The following is a 24470-nucleotide window of genomic DNA, read 5'->3' on the forward strand; positions in this document are numbered from 1 at the left end:
TCAAATATCCTCCTTATATCCAATAAAGCTCATCATTCTTCCTGTTTTTCCTCCATCTCTTCGATGAGAAAAAAACAAGTCTGACTTACAGCTTGTACAAAGGGAGGAAGAAAAAATATTCTTTTCTTTCACTCCTTCTTCTACTAACTGCAATTTATTTATTTTACTAAGGTCAATTGCATATTGTCCTTTTGTCACTTCTTTTGCATATTGTTGGGCAGGTGCGTGAACTGTTTTCCCTACGGAAGTAATCACGCGGTCATCCACTATGTAGCAACAACCCTTTATCGATGGACCGATAAACACGTATATATCGTTTAACGAAGCTCCTTCTTTCATTACCCATTCCGAAACGATTTTTCTGGAAATCTTCGCTGCGGTACCTTTCCATCCTGCGTGAATAAGCCCTATTAGCTGTTTTTTTGGATGATAATAAAATAAAGGGACGCAATCAGCAAAGCATAACGTTAACATCAAATTTTTATCATTTGTATACATTCCATCGGTTGAAGAAAGTGCCGATTGCTCGTCAAAGACTCCCTTTTGTAAATCAGTAACTGTTACTTTTTCGATGTGATCTTGATGAGTTTGCTGAGCACATACCCAATTCGAGAGAGGAAACTCAATCGCCTCTGATAAAACTTGACGATTGTTCCTAACCGATTGCTGTTCATCTCCTACATGAAGACCTAAATTTAAAGAATTAAAGTCGCCTCGACTTATCCCACCTCTTTTTGTAGAAAAACCCGCAACAATCGAGGGATTAAGTTCTTCAAGGAGAGGAATAGACATATATAAGTCATTCCTTAATTGAAAAGGTTCCATAACCATCATCTTCCTTTTCGACAGGATCATGTTTATATTTTACCACAATTCGCGGTATGGGTTTAATACCAATTTGATTAATCGTCTATTAACTCCACGTCTAAATTCATTCTAACAAGAACAACATCTTCTCCTACCTTAACAATATTGTTCCAAGGTATGACAATTTCTTCATTTTTGTTCAAGAAACCGAATAATTTCCCTGACCCACCTAAAATAATCGCTTGGATTTTTCCGTTTGTTACATTTATATCGAAGTCATCTATATTTCCTAACTTTCTACCATCGGAAACATTCACAACATCCTTTGTTTGAAAATGAGATATGTTCATCATATAAAATCACCCTTTCATCAATGTTGATTTTAAGAAAGATGCAGTACTTATCCTTATATATGTATGTATGGTTTTTATATTAGAGAAGTAGTAATTATATGAACAAAAAAAGAAATCCTAGCTAATATCACTAATAGGATTTCCCTTTACTTAAATTTAGTTTTGAATATTTTTATTCATTTGTTTAATGGCTGCTTTTTCAAGTCTCGATACTTGCGCTTGAGAAATTCCTATTTCCTCTGCTACTTCCATTTGAGTTTTCCCTTGAAAAAAACGTTTTCTTAATATTAATTTTTCTCGATCATTTAACCTTCTCAATCCTTCTTTTAAAGCGATTTCCTCAATCCATTGTATATCCTTATTTTTTTCATCTCCTATTTGATCCATGACAAAGATTGGATCTCCTCCATCGTTATAAATAGGTTCAAATAAAGAAACAGGATCTTGAATGGCATCAAGAGCGAAAACAATCTCTTCATGTGGAACATCTAACACTTTTGAAATTTCTACTGCTGTTGGCTCCCTTGAGGTTTCACTCATTAGCTTCTCCCTTACTTGAAGAGCTTTATAAGCAATATCTCGTAGTGACCTTGAGACTCGAATGGGATTGTTATCACGTAAATATCTCCGAATCTCACCGATAATCATAGGAACGGCATAAGTTGAAAATTTCACATTTTGTCCTAAATCAAAATTATCTATTGATTTCATAAGACCGATACAACCAACTTGAAAAAGGTCATCAACATATTCTCCTCGATTATTAAACCGTTGAATGACGCTAAGAACAAGACGCAAATTACCATTTACTAGCTTTTCTCTAGCTGATAAGTCACCGCTTTGCATTTGTCTAAATAGTTTTCTCATTTCTTCATTTTTTAAGACAGGGAGCTTTGATGTATCTACTCCGCAAATTTCTACCTTGTTTCTTGTCACATCTTTCCCTCCCAGTAGTACGGTTGCTGTCAAAAATAAGTATCTCCTTAGGAAGGAAAAATATGCATAGGTATGATTTATAAAAAAACTTCATTAATGAGAAATTGACTATTAGTACGTGTTGAAAAAGTAGGGAAAAAGGACGGTGAATCGAAAAGCTAAAGCCTTCTTTCTTATTTTTTGTAAAAAATAGTCTATAAACATTTTTTATTGTCTAACATGTGTCATTAATCAAACCATCTTGTTAAATTCCTTTCTTAACCTTTTAATAATACGTTTCTCTAACCTTGATATATAAGACTGAGAGATCCCTAACATGTCGGCCACATCTTTTTGCGTTTTTTCTTCTTCTCCTTGCAATCCGAACCTTAATTCCATTATTTGTTTCTCTCGATCATTAAGCTGGTCTAACGCTTTTACCAATAATTTCTTATCTACATTTGCTTCAATATCTTTTGTAATAATATCATCGTCTGTCCCGAGAACATCAGAAAGCAATAGTTCGTTTCCATCCCAGTCAATGTTTAACGGTTCGTCAAAAGAAACTTCCGAACGTACTTTATTATTCCTTCTTAAATACATGAGGATCTCGTTTTCAATACATCTTGATGCATATGTAGCAAGTTTTATTTTCTTTTCCGGATTAAAAGTATTGACAGCTTTGATTAATCCGATAGTCCCTATACTAATTAAATCTTCGATATTTATCCCTGTATTTTCAAACTTCCTAGCTATATACACAACTAAACGAAGGTTTCTCTCAATTAATATTGACCTAGCAGCTTCGTCCCCTTTAGGTAATTTTATTAGTAAAATCTCTTCTTCTTCCTTTGATAAAGGAGGAGGAAGCGCCTCACTTCCGCCTATGTAATAAATTTCATCTGTTTTTATTCCAAGCTTTATAAGAATTTTGTACCACCAATATGTAAACTTAATCTTTTTCATGATGGACTCCCTTCTATTTTATTAATTTATGAGTAAACTATTAATAAGTTAAAGATGTGGTCCTACTTGGGCATCTTGAATCATTTTAGGATGAATAATACATGAAAATTCTTCATTAGAGGACATTTTGACAGAAGACAATCCGATAAGCCCTCTTTTCACATGATGCATTTCTCCGTTATGAATAATCATAAAAGAAGTAGGTTTTACAGCTAATAAAAACTGATTTTCTTGACCTACCACTCTATATGGAATGACCCGTACTTTATCCATCCAAAATGACATATCTTCAGAGATTAAATCTAAATCATTGGTTTTAGCTAAATGAACGAGTGGATCTGGAATTTGTTCGACCTTATTAACGTCAAGAATAGCAACTGGAGCTCTTGTGATGGGGTCATGCAACTGATTTCCAGAATCAATTAACCCACGAATATTCATTTTGAAGTGTTCCACTTCAATAATGACGTCTACGATTTGGTCATAAAAAATTTTTTTCGTTTCTACCTCTTTCATTCGTCTATGTGCAAAAAACCAAGCTAGCGGAAACCCAAGCACAACAAAAAACCAACTTACAGGGTCTCCAATAGAGGAAGAAGACTGCGAATAAAAAGTTGTTGTAAAAGGATCCGCTTGAAAAAAAAAGTACATCCCAAGCAAGGTCCCTCCCACAATAAAAGAAACAAAATAAAATGATAATAGAGCCTGGAAGAAGCCTCTCCACTGTCTAATACCAAAACAAATGATTACCATAACTACGGAAACAAATATTTTTATTACAGGGTGGTTCACTACATTAGAATAAGGTGTAAACAAAAAGATAACAGCAATGACGCCAACTAAAGACGCTAAAAAGACTCTATATGTTTTTACTTTCCTCTTTAATAATAGTGACGTTAAAAAAAGGAGCATTCCATCAAATAAAAAATTTAAAAGTAAAATTAGATCTAAATAAATCACCAATGATTTGACGTTCCTCCTCTTTAATGTGTCACTAATAAAAATCTTTGTTAATTGGCATTCACCCATTTGAATCTTTATATGAAGATAAAAACTTAATAAAGTTTGAATTGAATACAGTATAAATGAACTTCAAAAAGGAATCTGTCATATGTTGGCGAAATCATCAAATAATTTTTGGAAGATTTATAGGAAGAAGAATATAAGGAATTTAATTAAAGAAAAGCGCAAGCACCCGTTTAGCAACGAAGGGGCTTGAGCACTCCGTATGAGATAAAGGAAACACGAAAAGCCGCAGGCTTCGATGTTGACTTATCATAAGGAGGAGGGCGAAAACTTACGAGTTGCTGGGCAATGGAGCTAGACAAGAATTAAAACCGCAAGCTAAATAAGGACCTATTTATATACTTTCTTACTCTGAAAAAAACAATGAGAATTATTTTCCCATGCTAAAAACACCTCAGCCAACATGATTGGGTGAGGTGTTTTGGTCGATTACTTATTTTCTCTTATTTCGGTTTCTCAAGAAAGTTGGGATATCAAGCGTATCTTCTGCATTTTGAGAAGCTCTTGAAATCATTTCTTCAGAATCCTCTTCTTGTTGTTGATACTTCGCTTCTCTCTTAGGAGAAGAAGATCTATTTGGGATGGATCGACCGACTGACTTTGTGACTTCTGCTTCTACAAAACCAGTAGCGATGACTGTCACAACAATTTCATCTTTTAAATTTTCATTAATGACGGAACCGAAGATCATATTCACATCTTGATCAGATGCGGAGGCAACAATATCTGCTGCTTCCTGAACTTCAAATAAACTCAAGTTTGTTCCACCTGTGATATTCATAATGACACCTTGTGCACCATCAATAGCTGTCTCAAGAAGTGGACTTGAAATAGCCTTCTTAGCTGCTTCTTGTGCACGATTTTCACCAGTAGCTACTCCAATACCCATTAAAGCGGATCCTTTATTAGACATAATCGTTTTAACATCTGCAAAATCCAAGTTGATTAGACCAGGAGTTGCAATGAGATCTGAAATCCCTTGAACACCTTGTCTAAGTACATTGTCAGCCTCACGAAAAGCTTCTAACATTGGTGTGTTTTTATCAACAATTTCTAACAATCTATCATTCGGAATAACAATCAATGTATCTACCGCTTCTTTCATAGATGCAATTCCACCAGCAGCTTGGGTACTCGTTTACGACCTTCAAACGTAAATGGTCTAGTAACTACTCCTACCGTTAATGCGCCAAGCTCTTTCGCTACTTCTGCAATAACTGGAGCAGCACCTGTTCCAGTACCACCACCCATTCCAGCAGTTACAAAGACCATATCTGAACCTTTTAATGCTTCTTCTAACTGTTCTTTACTCTCTTCTGCGGCTTTTTTTTCCTATTTCAGGATTTGCACCTGCACCTAGACCACGAGTTAATTTTGCACCAATCTGCATCTTAGTATCAGCTTTAGATAAATTAAGTGCTTGTGCATCTGTATTTACAGCAATAAAATCAACGCCTTGAACACCATGTTCAATCATTCGGTTTACAGCATTATTGCCTCCACCGCCAACTCCGATCACCTTTATTGTAGCTAGTCCTTCAACATTTGTATCAAATTCCAACATTCGAAATCCTCCTAATCCATCAAATGACTCCATTTCCGTTCTTATTACTCAAAAAAGTAGCCAAAAAAATCTTTAAGCTTTCCACCAATTCGATTGTCTTCTTTTTTTGGATTCCGCTTTACTTTTTGTTTTTTTGGTTGTTGGTTTGGGATATTGCCTGCATGTACTGCTTCTGCTTCAATCGGAGAGCCTATCGTTCTTCCTTGTAATTTTGCATTTTTATAGGCAAACTGAATTAAGCCAACTCCTGTCATAAATTGCGGTTCTCTTATACCTATATAATCTGGAACTGCTATCCGAACATTATTTCTAAAAACATCCTGTGCAAGCTCCAAGACACCTGGTATATTAACAGAACCTCCAGTTAATACAAACCCACCTGAAATATCCTTTACTCCCATCCTTTTAAGTTCACGATGGACCATATCAAATATCTCTTCCAACCTTGCCTCTATTATATTTGATATTTCTTTCTGGTTAAACGATTGTAATTGATCTGAACCAATCATGGAAACTTCGAATAACTCATCCTCTGAAGCATAGTGATAAAAGGCGTGTCCATGTTCTAATTTCACTCGTTCAGCATCTTCAGTCGATGTTTTTAATCCAATCGATATATCTTTTGTGATGTGTTCTCCACCAACTGGAATTACTCGAAAATCTTGTAGTAATCCATTTTCAAAAAAAGAAATGGTCGTAGAACCTCCTCCTACATCAATAAGAGCAACTCCTAAGTTTTTCTCATCCTTTGACAAAGCAACAGATCCTGTTGCTAAGGGTTGCAGGGCAATATCCGTAATTTCTAGGCCAGCCCTTTCAACACATCTAAGTAAATTATGTAAAATTGTTCTTGATCCAGAGATAATCGTCCCTTGCATTTCAAGCCTTACACCAAGCATCCCTCTAGGGTCTGTAATTTCATCTAATCCGTCTACAATAAATTGTTTAGGTATGACATCGATTATTTCTCTTTCAGGGGGTACTGATATTACTTGAGCCGCTTCAATCACCCTATGAACATCTTCATTTGAGATTTCTCGACTCTCACTTGATACAGCAACAACTCCATGACATTCTTGTAGTTGAACATGATTACCTGTCACTCCAACAATTACTTTATTAATTGGGAAATTAATCATTCTTTCAGCTTGTTCGACCGTTTTTTTTATAGAATGAACCGTTTCATCTATATCAACAATCGAACCTTTTTTTATTCCACTCGATCTGCAATTCCCCACACCAATAATATTTAAAGAATCTTTATTCATTTCACCAATAATCACTTTTACATTGGATGTACCGATGTCAAGACTAACATAAATTTCATTGTTGTTCATTCTATGGCACCCCCTTAAATTCATTTTACCAACAATTATGTTAATCAAATCAAGAACTATATTTGAGATGGCTACTTCAAAATTGTTTCTTTATGTTATTTGTTATTTGAACACTTACTATCAGTAAATTCAACAAATATATAATATTCCCTTTTAAATTCTCAACTTTTTTTTGCATTTTTTCTTATTAATTGCCATTTTGAAATGAGCATTCTTCTTATTACTGCTATGTTTCGAAAAAGCCTCATTCCAAAAGCAAACACTGCTACTAAATACAAGTCTACACCAAGATGTACGCCTAGAAAAGCTAAACTTATTGCCAATAGCATATTGAATAAGAAGCCCGTTATAAAAATGATTTCATCATAAATATTTTGCAAATATGCACGAACTCCACCAAACAGAGAATCTAGACATGCAAGAATAGCAATTAACAAATAGTTAGAGTACTCGGAGGGTAACTGGATATCCGTTATTAATCCTAGAGCAATCCCAATCATTAATCCTACGATGGGTAATATCCAAACCATCAACTTTCCCCCCCTTCAGAAAGAGGCGATAAGTATTTGACAGTAATTGGTTCATCATACGCAGGGATCATGATTTGCTCGATTGGTTCAGTAATTTCAATTGATAGATTATCAACGGCAAAATCCTCCTCAATAGTCGAAGCTAAAAACCTATTAGAAAGTTTTTCAACATCATCCGTCAAAATGTTTATCTGAATTGGAAAGGAATTGAGACCATATCCATCTAATTTCGTTACGCCATTTATATCCCTTATAACAGTAGAATTGACAACTCTTCTATTATTAACGGCGATTTCTTCAGCACCAAAAGAATTCAACTCATTAATTAACTTTTGCATGATTTCCGGAGAAACGTAACTTACTTGCATTCCTAATTGTTCATTGAACAACGAATCGATGGTAACTTTAACCCCTTCCCCTTCGACTTGAGTAAGACCTGCTTCAACCTTTAGCTGTTCTAGAGTTTCCTTTAGCGCTTTTTCAGGGCTATCATTCATTTGCGTTTCATAATTCGCAATAAGTTGTTCATACTTATAAATATCTTGTTCAAGAGTTCGACTTCTCTCTTGTTCTTTCAATAAGTCCTCTCGTAATTGCCAAATATTCCTTGTATCTCTAATCTCAGGTTGATTTACAGAATAAAATTGGACAACGAATAAGAATCCAACGACTGTTGATAATAAAGAGAAAGTTATCAATTTTCTGATCTTCGCACGTTCCAAAACACATCACATCTCATCAATTTCTATTTTCCACTGGATTCATATGTACTTCTTTCACTTGTTCAACTTTAACAGCAATATTGTCATAAGTAAGTTGATCTACAACTCCCCCCGATATTTCCAATGCTGCATCTAAGGTTTCTACATCTCCAATTGCAGATATAGTAAAAGGGGCTGAATATTGATTCCCATCTATCGTAACTACGGGTCCATTGCAAAATAAATAAGAATCATGAACAATTCTTTGACCGTTTACAGACACCGCATTTGCACCTGAAATGATTAATTCATTGATCACTTGAAAAATATGACCTTCATGTACAATGTAGTTATTAACATTATCTCCTTCGGGAATGTATGAAGAATCTTCTAAAGTTACTTTCACACCTTGGCCTGTAACAGCGATATCTCCTAAATACATACGATATCGTTCCACCTCTTCAACAAGGTTATAATATAGCTTCTCTTCATCCTTTAACGTATCTTCAATATCTTTTACTTCTTTTTGTTTTTCAATTAACTCCTTTTCTAGCTCCTTATTTTTTTTCTCTTGTTTTATTAAAAGCTCCCTTTCCTCATACTCTTTTTGCCATTGCTCATTTTTCAACTCATCAATTGGTTGCTCCTCTTTCATAGACTGATAAGAAAATGAAACGACAAATCCAAATACAAGAAAAGAAAACGACAATGCCACGAAAGTTCTATTACGTTTCACCGTCACCCTCCTCTTGATTATCAAGATCAATTTCATTTCCTCGATCTAGAGGGGTGTATATCTGGCCTACCTGTAGATCAATAACTCCTGGTTGCAAATAGCCCTTCTCATCCACGATTTGCTGTAGAAATAAAGGATATGCAATCATTTGGGAGGAAAGATCACGGACATAGACTTTCACTTCTATCTGCTCATTCATATATATAGATATAAAGTTCGGGTCTTTATCCGAGAAACTAATTTCAGACATAGAATTACGTACACTTATAGGGGTTTTTATTAATTGACTTGCTAGTTCTTGTAATTGCTCATTACTTGTCCACTTTTGTACGATTGGCCCATTTTTAGTTTGAGATTGTTGTTCACTAAGCAATTGACCATTCTCTAATATCGGCCATTTTTCATTATCTTTTACTACAAATCCTACAACTTGATATTCATCTATTTGGATTTCCACAGTATGGAGAAGTTTTTTTGTAGCGGTCACCTTTTTTATAACCTCAAGTCTACTTATATCATTTTCAATGGTAGCCTCTTTTAAATTCCAAAAACCTGATTGATTAATATGTATATTACTTGTTTCTAGGATCGTTTCCTGATCAATCATATCATTTCCACTTATAATCACTTCCCCAACCTTGCTAAAGGGGGAATTTAAATAAATAATAGCTATCAGAAGTAGAAAGAAAACGGATAAAAAAGCAATAAACCGTCTATTGGCTTTTTGTTTTCGTTGTTGTTTAAGTTTCGGGAGACGATCCTCTAACAAAATTACTTTTTCTTTTTCCAATTTTCACCAATCCTCATTTTAAAGAAACAAATCGGCTGACTCCTATAATTTCCAAGAGCAACCGCCCTGATCCGAGTCAGCCTATTATATAGGTCATTATATCACAAGATAGGTAAAAAAAGGGGAGGATATTCAGGATTTCCTCCTTACAATTTCCACCTCTGTTTCCATGCTAATGTTGTATTTATCCTTAACTACTTGTTTAATGTATTCGATAAGGTCTATTACATCTTTAAATGTTGCATTTCCCGTATTAACGATAAAATTTGCGTGCATTTCAGAAACCATGGCACCACCCATTTTCAATCCTTTTAAACCAGCTTTTTCAATTAATTGACCAGCAAAGTAAGGAAGTGGATTTCTGAATATACTTCCGGCACAAGGTAAATTCCAAGGCTGTGTTTCTTTTCGATAATCCTTGTTCTTTTGCATATCCGACTTAATCTTTGTTACTTCCCCTTTTTCTAATTGGAAAACTGCTTGTATACATATTCCAGGTTTCTTCTGTTGTAGGATCGATGTTCGATACGAAAATTCCATTTCCTCATTGGTTAACCATTCTATTGAGCCATCCTCAAATAAAATTTGAGACTTGACTAAAATATTAGATATATCAGAGCCATGCGCTCCTGCGTTCATATAAACAGCTCCACCTACTGAGCCCGGTATCCCACTGGCAAATTCTAAACCTGAATATCCTTTTCGACTGAGGAGTGTTGACAAAGTAATGATAGAGAAACCACCACCAACTGTAACAATCCCTTCTTCTGAAAGCTTTAAGTGATCAATGCCATTTGAAAGTTTAATCACAACACCCTCTATTCCCAGATCGTCTACTAGTAAATTCGATCCTCTACCAATTACCCTCCACTTAATGTTGTACTTATGTAGTATTTTCATCATAATTGGAAAAGAATCAACATTCACAGGCTCGATAAATAAGTCTGCAGGACCTCCAATTTTCATAGTTGTATGCTGACTCATAGGCTCATTTACTAAAAGGTTGCCTATATTAGCTTCACGAAGTTCATTCAATAATTCTTTCATAATGACCTCCAAATAAAGACAGAGTTTACACTTGCACATTTAAAAACGAGAATATCGACTAACATTGAGTAAAACACCGACAGCCATCAGCATTAATGTTAGAGAAGAGCCGCCATAACTTAAAAAAGGAAGCGTTATACCAGTAACAGGCATTAAACCCGTTACCACTCCTATATTGATCATAACTTGAATAGCAATCATTGCAATAATGCCAACTGCAATAAAGGTTCCATATAAATCTGGAGCTCCGAGGGCAATGCGAATGCCTCTCCAAAGCAATATACTAAACAATAAAATGACAAACGTCCCACCAATAAATCCAAGCTCTTCTGCTAAAATCGCGAAGATAAAATCTGTTTGCGGTTCAGGTAAATAAAAAAACTTTTGTCTACTTTGTCCAAGACCAAGACCAAGTAAACCACCCGGACCGATCGCATAAAGAGATTGAATGATTTGGAATCCGGTATTTAATGGATCCTCCCATGGATCAAGAAATGAGGTAATTCTCTTCATTCGATATGGAGCAGAAATAACCAGACCAATAAACCCAATGATCCCACAAACACCAAGGAACATAAAATGACTTAATCTCGCTCCTGAAACGAAGATCATCGTTACACAAGTTCCTACCATGACCGTTCCTGTCCCTAAATCTGGTTGTAGCATGATCATAGCAAATGCTAAGAATACAAAAGACAAAGCTGGGGTTAAACCTTTTTTAAAAGACGTTATTTTCTTTTGATTCTCAGATAAATATTTTGCTAAAAAGGCAATCATCGCCAGCTTCATAAATTCAGAAGGTTGAATTGAAAAAGCACCAACTCCGATCCAACTTCTCGAACCGTTCCTTTCCATCCCGATTCCAGGGATTAAAACAAGAATAAGTAATAAAAAACAGACTAAAATAAGGGCGGTTGACCAAGATCTCCATGTCCAATAATCAACATTCATGATGAAGAACATAGCAATTACCCCTACGCTCGCAAATAAAAGTTGCCTTTTAAAGAAATAAAAGCTATCGTCAAAATTAAAGTCAGCCCAAACTGCACTAGCACTGTACACCATGATAAGACCAACAGTTAATAATAATAATGTAATAATAATCAATAAAAAATCTGGTGTTGATTTTTTAATGTTCAAGTGATACACCCCATACCAAGTATTAGAGGCACACTATTTATATTGTAAAAATTGAGTATCCACTATGTACAAGCCTCTATTTTAGCTTATGCACAGCATTGATGAACATGTCTCCTCTTTCTTCAAAAGTTTTGAATTGATCCCAACTAGCACAAGCAGGGGATAAAAGGATGATGTCACCAGACTCTGAATTGGAGTATGCTTCTACTACAGCCTCTTCCACATTATCGACACGTTTAACCACTTGTATTCCAGACTCATTTGCCACACGCTCAATTTTCTCAGCGGACTCACCAAATGTAATGACCACTTTCACATGATTAAAATACTTCTTTAGTTCATCAAATTCATTTCCTCTGTCAAGACCTCCTGCTAGAAGGATCGTTGGTTCTTGAAAAGACTTTAATGCTTTAGAAGTAGCTAAAATATTCGTTGCTTTAGAATCGTTATAAAAGCGACGTCCATTGATCTCATTAACAAATTGCAACCGGTGCTTGACCCCCTCAAAAGAAGCAAGAACCTTTTGAATTGCCCTATTGGAAACGCCCTTCGTTTTAACTGCAGCTATCGCAGCCAAAATATTTTCCAAGCTATGTTCACCAGGTAAGATAATATCTTTTAAACAAACCACTTGTTCTTTTTGATAATAAATCGAACCATCCTCCACATACAAATCTGATAGCTGGTCATCCTTTGTTGTAAAAAAAGATTTTTTGTCCACTACTAGCTGCGATTAAATTGGTAACTGCTTGATCATTTTTATTACCAATAGAAATGTCATCTTCTGTTTGATTTAAGAATATCTTTTGCTTAGCACGTTCATAGTTTTTTCGAGTATGATGATAGTCTAAATGAGCATCAAAAATATTTAATAAAACAGCCACTTTTGGTTTAAAAGTGCTTGTTCCTTCCAGTTGAAAAGAAGATAACTCCATAACTAAAATATTGTTATCTGTTGCTTTCTGTGCTACTTCACAAGCAACGAGTCCAATATTTCCAGCCATTAGAGGCTCCTTCCCATCTTCTTTTAACATTTCATATATGAGTGTCGTAGTAGTTGTCTTCCCGTTTGATCCAGTAATAGCAATAATCTCTGCATCGCATATTTGATAAGCAAGTTCTACTTCCGTAAAGATAGGTATGTTTTTAGCTAGCGCTTGTTCAATTACTGGATTTGAATAAGGAATACCTGGATTCTTGACAACCACTTCAATTTGTTCATCCTGAATGATATTTTCGGGGTGACTACCACATATCACCTTTATTCCTATCTTCTTTAATTCAATGGCATGTTCATTTCTGCTGCTGAATCATTTACAACTACATCTGCACCTAGCTTATGTAATAATTTCGCTGCTGCTAATCCACTTTTTGCAAGACCTAATACGAGTACTTTTTTCTGACTATATTTTTCTATATGCTTCAATTACAACCACACCTCAATATAAATTCCACACATCGCAAGTAACAATCCAGCTATCCAAAACGTCACGACAACTCTCCACTCGGACCACCCTATCAGCTCATAATGATGGTGCAGCGGACTCATTTTAAACACTCTTTTTCCTGTTGTTTTAAAAGAAATCACTTGAATAATAACCGATAACGTTTCTGCAACAAATACGCCACCAACGATAATTAATAAAAGTTCAAGTTTAGTAAGAATAGCAACTGCAACAATAGAGCCCCCTAATGCTAACGAACCAGTATCACCCATGAACACTTTTGCTGGGTGGGCGTTAAAGACTAAAAATCCTAACACTGCGCCTACAACAGCAACAGAAAAGATCGCTACATCATATTGGGACCCGTTCCATGCTAAAACAGCAAAAGCTCCAAAAGCAATTGCTGGCGTTCCTGATAACAAACCATCTAAACCATCAGTTAAATTAACAGCATTCGATCCACCTACAAGCATAAGAATAACAATAAACATATAAAATACTCCTGTATCAAAGCTAAAATCAGTTCCTGGTATATGTATCAAGGTAGATCCTTCCATCGAACGATAGACAATATAGAAAATAACCGCAATGATTATTTGTCCAATCAGTTTTTGCCTTGATGTCAATCCTAGATTACGTTTCATAATGACTTTAATATAATCATCTAAAAAGCCTAGCAAACCATAACCAAGTAACACAAATAACAGTAAAAACATTTCCAACTCTGGTTGAAAAAAGGTATAAGTCATGATTAAAGTTGCAAAAAATATCGCAATAATAAACACAATTCCCCCCATGGTTGGGGTACCTGTTTTTGCTTGATGAGATTTGGGACCTTCATCACGTATACTTTGACCAAATTTTAACCTTCTTAAAAAAGGAATAAAAAAGGGCAGGAGGAGAACAGTGACGAGAAAACTTACTAAAATAGTAAATAAGATCACTTGTTGTAGCATCCATTATACCCTCCTATCTTTATAAAAATATGACATGTTGCTCTATAAAACTCCATTATTGTATCCACTCTTCCTTGCTAAATTTTCATCTATTCGAACGGGTTTTAAAATCTTTTTCCTTCTAATATTTCGATGGCGACAGCACGATCATCAAATGAATAAGTTTCATTCCCAATAATTTGGTATGTTTCGTGTCCTTTACCAGCAATGAGGACAACATCTTCTCTTGTTGCTTTACTCAGAGCAAATTCAATTGCCTCTTTTCGACTCTCAATCAAGTGGTATTTCTCCCCCCTTCACTCCTGCTTCCATATCGATAAGGATAGACTTTGGGTCCTCTCTTCTTGGATTATCAGAGGTGAAGATGGCATAATCAGCTTTCTCTACTGCAATTCTCGCCATTTTTGGCCGTTTAAGTTTATCTCGTTCTCCTCCACAACCAATCACAACGTAAACTTTCCCTGTTGAAACTTGCTGAGCGGTTTGGAGCACATTTTCTAAACTATCTGGCGTATGAGCATAATCCACTATGACAATGGGCTGCGCAGGGTTATCACTTTTCACTAATTCAAAACGTCCTCTTACAGTTTCGAGCTTATGAAGCGCTTGTTCAACTATCTTTAACTCCACTTTAGCGGCTAAGCATGCAGCCACAGCAGCTAAAATATTATAAATACTAAACTCTCCCACAACAGGAACCTTAATCAAAACGTTTCCTTTTGGGGTACAAAGTTCAAATGTCGTCCCTTCTGCATTCATTTGAATATTCTTAGCCATAACGTCTGCTTCATTTTTTATTCCATACGTTACAATATCAACGGCGGTCATTGAAAAATAGTAATCAGTTGCAGCGTCATCTTGATTGAAAATAGCGACCTTCCCATCATATGTATTTCCTAACTGTGCAAATAACAACCCCTTAGCATTTCGATACTCTTCCATAGAGCCATGATAATCTAAATGATCTTGCGTTAAATTAGTAAATACCGCTATATTAAAATCACATCCATGCACTCTACCTTGATGGAGGGCATGAGAAGAGACTTCCATCACAGCACTATCTATATTAACATTAGCCATTTCTGAAAATGTTTTTTTGTAAAGTTAAGCTTTCAGGGGTCGTATTAACTGTATCCGTCAATTTATCATCGATTTTAATGTACATAGTACCTATTAATCCAGTTTTTTTATTCGCCTCTGTTAAAATTTGATCGATAATATGCGTAGTCGTTGTTTTTCCATTGGTACCAGTAACTCCAATTAACTGCATTTTTTTAGTAGGCTCATCGTAAAAAATACTTGAGAGCTTTGCCATAACCCTTCTACTATTATTCACCACAATCACAGGTACAGGTATATTTTTTAATGGTTTTTCAGCCAAAATAGCTACGGCTCCGTTTGAAATGGCAGAATGAACAAAATCATGTCCATCAACAGTATAACCTTCTATACAAATAAATAAGGTGCCTTCTGTAACTTTACGTGAGTCCATTTCAACTGAAGAGATCGTAGGGTTTGAATCGTTGATAAGTTGATAATTATTTAGTTGGTCCAAAAGTGTAGATAATTTCATGGTGCCCTATCCTCTCTTTAAAGTGTATTAAACAAGTAATTAGAAATGTATTCTATAATGAAAAATTAATAAATAGCCTTTTTCGTTGCATCCTCACTATTTTATCTTAAATTAACCGAAAGTGCTATATGCTTATTGAGAGTGTATAAATTGATATACAATTGTAATCTAGTATTAATCACTCAAAAAAACTTTGATCGTCGAGCCATCTTTTACTTTTGAGCCCGCTTCAGGTAATTGTTGTACGACTCGGTCCCCTTCACCGCTTGTTTTAAGGGAAAAGTTAATCAGTTGATTTTGTAATTCTCTTTTTGTTAACCCAATTAAATTAGGAACCTCCACCATTTTTTCTTCATTCCATTTATATTCTTTTTCAATTTGATTCTCTCTTGGTGCAACCTCTAGAGCCCTTAATGAATCTTCAATAATATTTCCAACAATAGGGGCCGCTACCACACCACCAAATTGGACCGTTCCTTTTGGGTTATCTATAGCCACATAAACGACAATTTCAGGGTCATCTGCTGGGGCAAAGCCAATAAAGCTAACGATATGGTTGTTTTCTAAGTATCTCCCATCTTGCGCTTTTTGAGCAGTCCCTGTTTTCCCTCCTACTCTGTACCCATCAACGAATGCTTTTCCGCCTGTTCCTTTTGCGACAACAGATTCCAATGCACCCCTCAATTCCTTTGAAGTTTCCTCAGAAATAACTTGACGCTTTTCTTTCGGTTCGTTTTCCATAATAACCTCTCCTGTAATAGGATTGATCCATTTCTTAGCTACAAAAGGCGTATATAGCGTTCCTCCATTAATTGCCGCTGATACGGCAGCTACTTGTTGTATAGGGGTTACGGATACTCCTTGTCCAAAAGCGGTCGTGGCAAGTTCAATAGGACCAACTTTTTCTTCTTTAAAAAGTATACCCTTTCCTTCTCCTTGTAAATCAATTCCGGTTTTTTCACCGAAGCCAAATTCATGAATATAGTCAAATAATAAATCCTTCCCTAACCTTTGTCCAAGTTCCACAAAACCTGGGTTACAGGAATTTTGGACGACTTCTAAAAATGTTTGTGAACCGTGTCCACCCTTTTTCCAGCACCTTAGCTTCGCGCCCGCCACTTCTATATGACCGGGATCGTAAAATTGATCATTCTTTAAATCAACCTTGTTTTCTTCAATTGCGGCAGCTAAAGTGATAATTTTAAATGTAGATCCTGGTTCATATTGGCTCCATATTGGTAAGTTTCTGTTATAGACATCCGCATCAACTTCTTGATAATTTTCCGGATTATAGGATGGACGACTCGACATTCCTAATATTTCTCCCGTATTAGGATCCATGGCGATGGCAATTGCACCATCAGGGTTATACTGCGTTTCGGCAATATCCAATTCTCTCTTAATAATGGATTGAACTTTTGAATCTACCGTTAGCATTAAATCGAGTCCATCTTGAGGTGGGACATAATCATCAGCTTCGTTCTTCATTTTTTGCCCTTTTGCATCAGAGTAGATTTGAACATATCCCTTTTTTCCTTGTAATTGCTCTTGATAAGTTAACTCCAATCCATTTAACCCTTGATTATCAATACCTGTGAAACCTAGAACATGAGATAAGTAATCTCCGAAAGGATAATACCTTTTAAAGTCTTCTGCAACATAAATACCTTCAATATCTAAATCTTGAATTTCTTTTACTTGCTCCTCCGTTATTTTTCTGCCCCCTTTATTAAACTTGACCATAAAATCTTTCTGGGTCAAATATTGATATGCTTGTTCTTCTGACATATCAAGTATAGTGACAATTTTCTTTGCCACCTGAGCAGGGTTTTCGATTTGTCTTGGAACAGCAAAAACGGTCGGAGCACTTTTATTGGTTGCATGCTCGACCCCATTTCGATCAAGTATTTCTCCTCTTTTAGGTTGGAATGGAACATTCCGACTCCATGACTCTTTCGCTAAAGAAGTAAGTTTATCACCTATGAAAAACTGAACATAGCCCAAGCGAATATCAATGATAAAAAAAATGAAAAACCCAATCAACAAAACAGTTACTAGTCTTCTGCGCACGGTAACATTCGAGACTCTCATATAAAGATGAAACTCCCCTCTACTATTGTAGTTCCATCATATGCTTGACCCAAAATGAGTAGAACTAAGAAAAGCGGAAGCGACCGTTTAGCGACGAAGGGGTTTGAGCACTCCGTATGAGATAAAGGAAACACGAAAAGCCGCAGGCTTCGATGTTGACTTATCATAAGGAGGAGAGCGAAAACTTACGAGTCGCTGGGCGCTGGAGCTAGACAATAGAAAAGCGGAAGCGACCGTTTAGCGACGAAGGTGAAAAAGGAACGTCAACTAAGAACAGTCACGTCCTGTGACTAACGTTGACGCTAGAACCTCCTGTTCATCGCCGTATGAGATAAAGGAAACACGAAAAGCCGCAGGCTTCGATGTTGACTTATCAAAGAAATGGAACATCATCTAAAGGCACCCACGTCGTGTGGGCAACGATGATGCTAGCACTTCCTGTGCGTCGAAAAACTTACGAGTCGCTGGGCGTTGGAGCTAGACAATAGAAAAGTGGAAGCGCTTTGAACAGCCACGACAAGCAACTAACGATGACTCTAGCACTTCCTGTACGTCGCAAAAGAAAAAATGCCTTACGTTTCCGTAAAAGCATTTTTCTAAAATGGGGGTACTCTCTTACTCTAAGGTTACCGCTAGTTTATCCCCTTCTTTTAGTTTCACTCCTTCTTTAATGGACTGCTTGGTTACATATCCAGTTCCTTCAACAGGTTGAAGATCAATATCAACTAATTTACAAAAGTTTTCTACATCCCGATATGACCAACCTGTCAAATTTGGCATAGTTGGCTGCTCTGTCACTAGAAATAATTTACTTTTTAGCAGAAGTGGAGAATCTCCTTCTTCAGGGAACTGTTGAACAACTTTTTTTCCTTCTCCGATCACAATAGGCTGAAGGTTTTTCTTTGTTAGCTGTTCTGAAATCGTTTTAGGGTTTTTACCCCTATAATTTTCGATAGTAATTTCAGTAGGTAAGCTTGATTTAGAATCACTAGTCGTACTTGCCTCTAAATAACTTAAGCTTCTTTCTAACACTTGATTGAAAACATCTACAACAGCTTTTTTCCCATCGTGCTTAGGATCTTGTGCCATAACATACATGACAAGCTGAGGATCATCCTTTGGTGCCAGACCTAAAAAGGAATAAATATATTTCCCTTGTTCTATCTTTCCATCTGTATACATTTGAGCGGTACCTGTTTTACCTGCAACTTGATAGTTTTCATTGTAGTATGCCGTTCCCGTACTACCGTTCGTATCTGGATCACCATCAGCCTCTTGATCAACTACGCGTTCAAGTAAATCTCTTACTTGCTTTGCCGTATCAGGACTAACAGGTTGTCCAGCTTGAGTTGGTTTTTTTTCTTCAATTATTTCACCTGTATTTGAATCCACAATCTTTTTAATGAGAAACGGCTTCATCATCTTCCCGTCATTTGCAATCGCTGTAAGTGCTTGGATTTGCTGAATAGGCGTAACGGTGATGGATTGGCCAAACGAGGTGATGAGCTTCGTTCGTGTATCAACGTCCTCGCTCGGAAACATACCTGTTTGTTCATCCTCCAAATCAATACCCGTTTTCTTTCCAAAACCAAAGCGATCGAGGTATTGAAAGTATGTATCAATCCCTAGTTTTTCATTGACTAATATCGACATGGCCACGTTAGAAGATCTCTGAAACCCTTGATCAAACGTATATTTTCCGCCATCGTATTTTAAAGTGCTATGGTCATTAATGGGAGCTCCTGCTACTTCAGTATAAGAACCCGATTGAAACGTTTCATTACCATTATATTTCCCTTCTTCAATTGCCGAAGCAACCGTAAAAGTTTTCATCGTTGAACCAGGTTCAAAAGCATAATATACAGCATCGTTATGATAGTTAGTAATATCACGTAAATTAGGATCGAACGAAGGATCATTTGCCATTGCTAATATTTCGCCGGTTTTTGGGTTCGCCACAATGCCAATCATTTTTTCTGTCTCATATTTCTTTGCTCTCTGCCTCATTAATAGCCGAATCTAAATACGTTTGTATTTTATAATCGAGAGTTAAATAAACATTTGCTCCATTATCTGGTTCGTTTATTTCGATATCTCCATTAGGAAATAAAAATCCCAATTGATCACGTTCAACAATTTGATAACCATCTTGACCTGTTAAGTATTCTTCTAGACTTTCCTCAATACCAATGATCCCCTTTTTCTCTTTATCACTATAAGCACCAATTACATGAGAAGCAAAGACACCATTTGGATATGTCCTCGTTGAATTTTCCCTAAAATCAATTCCTTTTAAGTGTAACGACTCAATTTGCTGTTTTGTAAAATAAGAAAGCTTTTTACTTAATTCTATTTGATATTTTTTCGCTTCAATTGCTTGATCAAGTTGTTGAATGACCTTGTTTTCGTCCATTGATAAGTAAGGGGCTAATTGAGATGCAGTTTCGACGGTATTAACAACGTGTTTTTCCTCGCCATTTGGAAAACCAGCTGATCTTGATGGATCCACGTAGGCGATCAACGTAAAAGTCGTCTTGTTCCCTGCGACTACTTCACCGTTTCGATCATAAATGACCCCTCTATTTCCAGTAATTTTAATCCTTTCATCATATTTTTCAGCTGCCTTTTCATCTAACGAAACATTGTTTATTTCTCCCGTTAACTGTATGTATAAAAAACGACTAAAAAAAATTAAAAAGAGCAACATAAATATTAATGATAATATTGCTGCTCCTCTGTTCATATTTTTATTTTTTTTTCATTCATTCTTCGTTCCTTTATCATTAATTGATGTAATATCAAGGCCTAACTCCTCTGCTTTTTTCAAAATTAATTGCGGATTTTTTAGTTCATCGATGTAAACAATTAATTCCTCATTCGCTTTTTCTTGCTTGCTAATATCCGCTTCAATTTGCTGCAGCAGCTGATTTTCCTTGTATAAGATTAAGCTGTTATTAATGATTTGAACAGAAGCTATTAAAACGACGCCTAGAAAAGCTACAATCAAGAATTTCTCACCTATTGTAATATCCCTTTTCTTTTTTATCGTTATTTTCTTCGTTTTAACTTGTTGACTTTGTTCCTGTTTTTGTTGAATCTTCGTCGCTAAATTATTCACACGCTAGCCCCTTTCTATTGGAGAGTACAATATAAAAGCTCTATTAAAACTTAAGTCTTTCTGCGATTCGAAGTTTAGCAGACCTTGCTCGATTGTTATTTTCTAATTCTTCATCAGAGGGAAGAATCGGTTTTCTCGTTACTAGCTTAATCTTTGGCTTGAACTCTTCTGGAATAACAGGTAAACCAGGTGGGAGTGGGGGTGGTTCACTGACCTTTTTAAACGTGTCTTTACAAATTCTATCTTCCAAGGAATGGAAAGTGATGACACAAACCCTACCTTGAACATTAAGCAATTGTAACGATTGTTCAATTGCCTTTTCAAACACCCCAAGTTCATCATTAACAGCAATGCGAATCGCTTGGAAAATTCGCTTGGCAGGATGTCCTCCCTTTCTTCTTGCAGGAGCTGGAATTGCGTCTTTTATTATTTCGACCAATTCTCCAGTTGTTTTAATCTTTTTTTCTAAACGGGCTTTCTCAATTTTTCTAGCAATTTGCTTTGAAAACTTTTCTTCTCCGTATTTAAAAAAGATTTTTACTAAATCTTCATACGACCATTCATTCACCACTTCGTAAGCACTCAAACTAGCTTGTTGGTCCATTCTCATATCTAATGGTGCGTCTTGGTGATAACTAAATCCTCGCTCAGCTTCATCAAGCTGTGGTGATGAAACACCTAAATCAAACAAAATGCCATCGACTTTATCAATTCCTCGTTCTAATAATTCATCTTTTAAATGTGTAAAATTACTCTTAATCAACGTAACTTGGTCCATAAAGGGCGTAAGCTTTTCTTTTGCGGCCTTATGGGCCATTTCGTCTTGATCAAAGGCAAATAAATGCCCTTCCTTGGACAGTCTAGCAGATATTTCATAGCTATGACCTGCCCCTCCTAACGTACAATCTACATAAATTCCATCAGGTTTAATATTAAGGCCCTCAATAGCCTCATCAAGTAATACTGTTTTATGTTTAAACAACGTTGTAACCACCTTTTAATATGTAAATGAGTCTGAGATGCGAACTATAAGTCAAAGTCAATCATGTTTTCAGCAATCTCTTCAAATGAACTTTCTTGCTCGTTTACATATTGTTCCCAAATCTCTTTACTCCATAATTCAATTCGATTAGAGACTCCTATGATGACACATTCCTTCTCTAACTTCGCATAATCGATCAGCGATTGGGCAATATTGACTCTGCCTTGCTTATCAAGTTCACATTCGATTGCACCTGAAAAGAAGAAACGTGTAAAAGCACGGGCATCTTTTTTTGTTAATGGGAGAGTTTTTAGTTTTTCCTCGATGATGTCCCATTCCTTCATGGGATAACCAAACAAGCATTGATCGAGTCCACGAGTAAGAATAAAAGAAGAACCTAACTCAAGTCGAAACTTAGAAGGAACAATCATTCTTCCTTTAACATCAATTGTATGATTATACTCGCCCATGAACATAGCGTTCCCACCTTTTAGACATATGCCCCACTTTACACCACTTTGTCCCACACCTATATTTTACACTGTATTGAGACAAAAAAAAACCCTTTAAATGACAAGGGTTTAAAGTTTATATCTTTTATACGTTAAAGCCGAACGATATAATGCCTACCATCAAATTTTAAAGACTGACTTTGGAGTTCTTGAAGAAAAGAAAATCCATATTTGTTAATATAATAAAAAATATTCCACACTCTTTCTTGTGGAGAGTTTTTTGGTTTTATCGACGTTTCAATTCTTTTAAACTTAGATAATTGCGTATTATACTTTTGCATCTGTTTTTTTTCAACTTCTTTCAAAAAGAAGTCAAGTTGCTCTTCAATAAAAAAGGAATTTTTCTTAGCTACACCCAATAAACTTTGATCCATTTGAAGCGCCTCTTTTTGCAAGGATTCATGTATTGAACGAATTTTAGTTTTGGCCACTTCAAATAATGGATGAAAGTTTTTAATCTCTTGTTTCTTTTTCCATCTATTCATCAAAACATTTATCGGCTCATTTATTACTTCTTCTATCGTTAAGTTTAGGTCCCCTAAATCCTTCTCAATCCCTCTTTCCACAATCGTAAAAGAAGCCCTGGGAACAACAATCGGCATCTTTAACTGCATGCTATGAAAGACTCCCTTAAGTTCAGCCCAATAATTGATTTCACCTGGTCCAGCTATAGAATGCTAAAGTAGGAAATATACATTCTTGCATAATCGGTCTTGTTACAACGTTATTGCTGAATTTTGCAGGATGTTTCTTCAGTAATTCAATGAGCTCTTGATCCGTGAATTCTTGTTTATTTGGCAATTGAAAGAGGTTCTTTTCATTATACAAAAGAAGTTCACGTTCTTTATTTTGTATAAAAAAAAGCTGTGAGCTGTTAGGTTCAGAATCAATGATCGTTTTAAATCCATTTTTAACTAATTCCTTCTGTTGAATAGAAAGAGTTTCATTAATATGTTTTGATTTTTTTATGATCTTTTCAAAAAAAGGGACTTCTACTGTTCGTAACTTCGGCGAAGCTGAATCACACAATACAAGACCTGTGTCTTTAAATAAATCAAAAATGATATAGTGAAAAAAATCACTGTACGTTCCGGACTTTTGTAATGCATTAAAAAGCTGAGCACGGGTAACATTCGTAAATTCTGTTTCCCCATAAGTAGACAGCAATTCATCTATCCAGTCCATACAAACTTCTTGATCTATGTTTTTACTAGAAATCATTTGCTTTGATTGATTGTGATGAGAAAGAGCCATTTTTTTTTATCTTTTGTTGATGAACATGAAGATGATTAATTTCATCAAAATCATGATCCTCCCCTGCCACCCAAAAAATAGGTATAACAGGTTTTCCCAATAGCTCTTGCTGCTGTCTCGCAAGAGTGATAATTGAGATGATTTTATGTATCGTATATAAAGGTCCTGTCAGGAGACCTGCTTGTTGCCCTCCAATAACAGCTACACTTTCTTTATCAAGCAACATTTCAATATTATTTATCGTCTTTGAAGAAGCTCCGTATTTACGATTATGATTTAGTAAATAACGAACAAGTTGTTCCCGTGGATAACCATAGTTCATTACATCTGTATATCTCTTTTCAAACTCACTTTGATCATGAAAATGATAATTGAAGTATTTTTGATAATCTAAACGGTTTTGAAGATAATCATTGACAAAAGGTATTTGATGTATGATGGCGGGAGAGACATTCAATCTCCATTTATGTACCTTCCCTTCTTTAATAAATATGTATAAAACCATGTTTGAGTATATCATTATTTCCCTTTTAACAAAAAAAGAACGACTTCAACATGAGAAAAATCTACACCTAGCTCTTTTTTTGTAAATATTAAAACCAGCCAACTTATATGTTAAAAGAGCCT

General features: G+C 35.8%; 22 protein-coding genes and 4 pseudogenes. All 26 read right to left on the reverse strand.

Annotation, left to right across the window (positions count from 1 at the left end):
* Window positions 1-825 carry a peptidoglycan editing factor PgeF gene (gene pgeF / locus LC087_RS05525; protein ID WP_226538416.1) on the reverse strand — a complete coding sequence of 275 codons (825 nt, stop codon included), beginning with the start codon at window positions 823-825 and terminating at the stop codon, window positions 1-3.
* A gap of 77 nt (window positions 826-902) precedes the next feature.
* A complete protein-coding gene (locus LC087_RS05530) occupies window positions 903-1160 on the reverse strand; it encodes a YlmC/YmxH family sporulation protein (RefSeq protein ID WP_226538417.1) in 258 nt (85 codons plus the stop codon).
* Window positions 1161-1316: 156 nt separating this feature from the next.
* Window positions 1317-2096 carry an RNA polymerase sporulation sigma factor SigG gene (sigG, locus tag LC087_RS05535; RefSeq protein ID WP_226538418.1) on the reverse strand — a complete coding sequence of 260 codons (780 nt, stop codon included), beginning with the start codon at window positions 2094-2096 and terminating at the stop codon, window positions 1317-1319.
* Window positions 2097-2327: 231 nt separating this feature from the next.
* Window positions 2328-3041: an RNA polymerase sporulation sigma factor SigE gene (sigE, locus tag LC087_RS05540; RefSeq protein WP_226538419.1), complete on the reverse strand. Its 714-nt coding sequence runs from the start codon at window positions 3039-3041 to the stop codon at window positions 2328-2330.
* A gap of 48 nt (window positions 3042-3089) precedes the next feature.
* Window positions 3090-4001: a sigma-E processing peptidase SpoIIGA gene (gene spoIIGA / locus LC087_RS05545; protein WP_226538672.1), complete on the reverse strand. Its 912-nt coding sequence runs from the start codon at window positions 3999-4001 to the stop codon at window positions 3090-3092.
* 499 nt (window positions 4002-4500) lie between these two features.
* Window positions 4501-5631, reverse strand: a pseudogene (gene ftsZ, locus LC087_RS05550) (cell division protein FtsZ).
* Between the two features lie 44 nt (window positions 5632-5675).
* Window positions 5676-6968 carry a cell division protein FtsA gene (ftsA, locus tag LC087_RS05555; protein ID WP_226538421.1) on the reverse strand — a complete coding sequence of 431 codons (1293 nt, stop codon included), beginning with the start codon at window positions 6966-6968 and terminating at the stop codon, window positions 5676-5678.
* 161 nt (window positions 6969-7129) lie between these two features.
* The gene (locus LC087_RS05560; protein WP_226538422.1) at window positions 7130-7498 is read right to left on the reverse strand and encodes a small basic family protein; all 369 of its coding nucleotides are present in this window, start codon (window positions 7496-7498) and stop codon (window positions 7130-7132) included.
* Complete coding sequence (locus tag LC087_RS05565) at window positions 7498-8220, reverse strand: DUF881 domain-containing protein (protein WP_226538423.1); 723 nt, start codon at window positions 8218-8220, stop codon at window positions 7498-7500. The genes LC087_RS05560 and LC087_RS05565 overlap by 1 nt, the downstream gene beginning before the upstream one ends.
* A gap of 16 nt (window positions 8221-8236) precedes the next feature.
* On the reverse strand, window positions 8237-8971 hold the full coding sequence (locus LC087_RS05570; protein ID WP_226538424.1) for a DUF881 domain-containing protein: 735 nt from the start codon (window positions 8969-8971) through the stop codon (window positions 8237-8239).
* On the reverse strand, window positions 8925-9725 hold the full coding sequence (locus LC087_RS05575) for a cell division protein FtsQ/DivIB (RefSeq protein WP_226538425.1): 801 nt from the start codon (window positions 9723-9725) through the stop codon (window positions 8925-8927). Before LC087_RS05575 ends, LC087_RS05570 begins: the two co-directional genes overlap by 47 nt.
* 132 nt (window positions 9726-9857) lie before the next feature.
* Complete coding sequence (murB, locus tag LC087_RS05580; RefSeq protein WP_226538426.1) at window positions 9858-10772, reverse strand: UDP-N-acetylmuramate dehydrogenase; 915 nt, start codon at window positions 10770-10772, stop codon at window positions 9858-9860.
* Between the two features lie 39 nt (window positions 10773-10811).
* Window positions 10812-11912 (reverse strand): stage V sporulation protein E, encoded by a 1101-nt coding sequence (spoVE, locus tag LC087_RS05585; protein ID WP_226538427.1) that lies wholly within the window; start codon window positions 11910-11912, stop codon window positions 10812-10814.
* 76 nt (window positions 11913-11988) lie between these two features.
* A pseudogene (gene murD / locus LC087_RS05590) lies at window positions 11989-13338 on the reverse strand (UDP-N-acetylmuramoyl-L-alanine--D-glutamate ligase).
* Complete coding sequence (mraY, locus tag LC087_RS05595) at window positions 13339-14313, reverse strand: phospho-N-acetylmuramoyl-pentapeptide-transferase (protein WP_306020282.1); 975 nt, start codon at window positions 14311-14313, stop codon at window positions 13339-13341.
* 104 nt (window positions 14314-14417) lie between these two features.
* Window positions 14418-15886 (reverse strand): annotated as a pseudogene (locus tag LC087_RS05600) (UDP-N-acetylmuramoyl-L-alanyl-D-glutamate--2,6-diaminopimelate ligase).
* Between the two features lie 174 nt (window positions 15887-16060).
* Entirely contained in the window at window positions 16061-17977 is a 1917-nt protein-coding gene (locus tag LC087_RS05605) for a stage V sporulation protein D (protein ID WP_306020284.1), read from the reverse strand.
* A 615-nt stretch (window positions 17978-18592) separates the two neighbouring features.
* Window positions 18593-19984, reverse strand: coding sequence for a penicillin-binding protein (locus tag LC087_RS05610; protein WP_306020286.1), 1392 nt, complete (start codon window positions 19982-19984; stop codon window positions 18593-18595).
* A complete protein-coding gene (locus LC087_RS05615; RefSeq protein WP_306020288.1) occupies window positions 19959-20720 on the reverse strand; it encodes a penicillin-binding protein 2 in 762 nt (253 codons plus the stop codon). Before LC087_RS05615 ends, LC087_RS05610 begins: the two co-directional genes overlap by 26 nt.
* A gap of 15 nt (window positions 20721-20735) precedes the next feature.
* Window positions 20736-21095: a cell division protein FtsL gene (locus LC087_RS05620; protein ID WP_226538433.1), complete on the reverse strand. Its 360-nt coding sequence runs from the start codon at window positions 21093-21095 to the stop codon at window positions 20736-20738.
* Window positions 21096-21138: 43 nt separating this feature from the next.
* Complete coding sequence (gene rsmH, locus LC087_RS05625) at window positions 21139-22077, reverse strand: 16S rRNA (cytosine(1402)-N(4))-methyltransferase RsmH (protein WP_226538434.1); 939 nt, start codon at window positions 22075-22077, stop codon at window positions 21139-21141.
* A gap of 44 nt (window positions 22078-22121) precedes the next feature.
* Entirely contained in the window at window positions 22122-22553 is a 432-nt protein-coding gene (mraZ, locus tag LC087_RS05630; protein ID WP_226538435.1) for a division/cell wall cluster transcriptional repressor MraZ, read from the reverse strand.
* A 128-nt stretch (window positions 22554-22681) separates the two neighbouring features.
* Window positions 22682-23203, reverse strand: a complete 522-nt coding sequence (locus LC087_RS05635; protein ID WP_306020292.1) for a bacillithiol biosynthesis protein BshC — start codon at window positions 23201-23203, stop codon at window positions 22682-22684.
* Between the two features lie 9 nt (window positions 23204-23212).
* Window positions 23213-23260 (reverse strand): annotated as a pseudogene (locus LC087_RS19890) (hypothetical protein); the annotation flags it as partial.
* Window positions 23244-23843 carry a bacillithiol biosynthesis protein BshC gene (gene bshC, locus LC087_RS05640; RefSeq protein ID WP_306020293.1) on the reverse strand — a complete coding sequence of 200 codons (600 nt, stop codon included), beginning with the start codon at window positions 23841-23843 and terminating at the stop codon, window positions 23244-23246. The gene bshC (LC087_RS05640) and the pseudogene LC087_RS19890, both read right to left, overlap by 17 nt.
* Complete coding sequence (gene bshC / locus LC087_RS05645; RefSeq protein ID WP_306020294.1) at window positions 23800-24363, reverse strand: bacillithiol biosynthesis protein BshC; 564 nt, start codon at window positions 24361-24363, stop codon at window positions 23800-23802. The genes bshC (LC087_RS05640) and bshC (LC087_RS05645) overlap by 44 nt, the downstream gene beginning before the upstream one ends.
* Between the last annotated feature and the right edge of the window lie 107 nt (window positions 24364-24470).

This window comes from Bacillus carboniphilus (assembly GCF_020524035.2).
In the GTDB taxonomy this organism is placed as follows: Bacteria; Bacillota; Bacilli; order Bacillales; family JAIVKR01; genus Bacillus_CC.

Excerpts from the sequence above, each read along its gene's own strand:
- murB (WP_226538426.1), bottom strand. The coding sequence starts at position 10,772 with ATGAAAGAATTATTGAATGAACTTCGTGAAGCTAATATAGGCAACCTT.
- LC087_RS05635 (WP_306020292.1), bottom strand. The coding sequence starts at position 23,203 with ATGCAGTTAAAGATGCCGATTGTTGTTCCCAGGGCTTCTTTTACGATT.
- LC087_RS05615 (WP_306020288.1), bottom strand. The coding sequence starts at position 20,720 with ATGAACAGAGGAGCAGCAATATTATCATTAATATTTATGTTGCTCTTT.
- mraY (WP_306020282.1), bottom strand. The coding sequence starts at position 14,313 with ATGCTACAACAAGTGATCTTATTTACTATTTTAGTAAGTTTTCTCGTC.
- LC087_RS05570 (WP_226538424.1), bottom strand. The coding sequence starts at position 8,971 with ATGAAATTGATCTTGATAATCAAGAGGAGGGTGACGGTGAAACGTAAT.
- LC087_RS05560 (WP_226538422.1), bottom strand. The coding sequence starts at position 7,498 with ATGGTTTGGATATTACCCATCGTAGGATTAATGATTGGGATTGCTCTA.
- bshC (WP_306020293.1), bottom strand. The coding sequence starts at position 23,843 with ATGGCTCTTTCTCATCACAATCAATCAAAGCAAATGATTTCTAGTAAA.
- LC087_RS05610 (WP_306020286.1), bottom strand. The coding sequence starts at position 19,984 with ATGAGGCAGAGAGCAAAGAAATATGAGACAGAAAAAATGATTGGCATT.
- LC087_RS05605 (WP_306020284.1), bottom strand. The coding sequence starts at position 17,977 with ATGAGAGTCTCGAATGTTACCGTGCGCAGAAGACTAGTAACTGTTTTG.
- pgeF (WP_226538416.1), bottom strand. The coding sequence starts at position 825 with ATGGAACCTTTTCAATTAAGGAATGACTTATATATGTCTATTCCTCTC.
- ftsA (WP_226538421.1), bottom strand. The coding sequence starts at position 6,968 with ATGAACAACAATGAAATTTATGTTAGTCTTGACATCGGTACATCCAAT.
- sigE (WP_226538419.1), bottom strand. The coding sequence starts at position 3,041 with ATGAAAAAGATTAAGTTTACATATTGGTGGTACAAAATTCTTATAAAG.
- LC087_RS05530 (WP_226538417.1), bottom strand. The coding sequence starts at position 1,160 with ATGATGAACATATCTCATTTTCAAACAAAGGATGTTGTGAATGTTTCC.
- mraZ (WP_226538435.1), bottom strand. The coding sequence starts at position 22,553 with ATGTTCATGGGCGAGTATAATCATACAATTGATGTTAAAGGAAGAATG.
- bshC (WP_306020294.1), bottom strand. The coding sequence starts at position 24,363 with ATGATATACTCAAACATGGTTTTATACATATTTATTAAAGAAGGGAAG.